Source organism: Candidatus Rickettsia tasmaniensis, from assembly GCF_036857515.1.
Classification (GTDB): Bacteria; Pseudomonadota; Alphaproteobacteria; order Rickettsiales; family Rickettsiaceae; genus Rickettsia; species Rickettsia rickettsii.
The window spans coordinates 1-514 of the sequence record NZ_JAQCNX010000097.1; the positions used below are offsets into that span (position 1 = coordinate 1).

Consider the following 514-nt stretch of genomic DNA (forward strand, 5'->3'; position numbering starts at 1 on the left):
ACACAAAATTAGAAAACGAATTTGCAACCATCTCACATTTTAATAATATCTTGAGCATATTATACTGGGATGTATAATATGCTCAAGATATTATTAAAATGTGAGATGGTTGCAAATTCGTTTTCTAATTTTGTGTAGTTGTTGTTCATATGTTCCCTATTATGTCATTCCTGCTTTCGCAGGAATGACATAAAAACCGTACCGCTAGTGCCTATTACAAATGCAAAATGACATAATAGGGAACATATGAACAACAACTACACAAAATTAGAAAACGAATTTGCAACCATCTCACATTTTAATAATATCTTGAGCATATTATACTGGGATGTATAATATGCTCAAGATATTATTAAAATGTGAGATGGTTGCAAATTCGTTTTCTAATTTTGTGTAGTTGTTGTTCATATGTTCCCTATTATGTCATTCCTGCTTTCGCAGGAATGACATAAAAACCGTACCGCTAGTGCCTATTACAAATGCAAAATGACATAATAGGGAACATATGAACAAC

Annotated in this window: 3 pseudogenes; 1 reads left to right on the forward strand and 2 read right to left on the reverse strand. The window is 31.7% G+C overall.

Annotated features, from left to right (window positions below):
• Nucleotides 1-71: 71 nt before the first annotated feature.
• Nucleotides 72-149: pseudogene (locus tag O6R16_RS08170) on the reverse strand (carboxypeptidase); the annotation flags it as partial.
• A gap of 97 nt (nucleotides 150-246) precedes the next feature.
• Here O6R16_RS08170 and O6R16_RS08175 point away from each other — a divergent pair.
• Nucleotides 247-333, forward strand: a pseudogene (locus O6R16_RS08175) (carboxypeptidase); the annotation flags it as partial.
• On the opposite strand, the pseudogene O6R16_RS08180 reads toward O6R16_RS08175, so the two are convergent.
• Nucleotides 331-408 (reverse strand): annotated as a pseudogene (locus O6R16_RS08180) (carboxypeptidase); the annotation flags it as partial. The pseudogenes O6R16_RS08175 and O6R16_RS08180 overlap by 3 nt on opposite strands.
• Nucleotides 409-514: the final 106 nt, after the last annotated feature.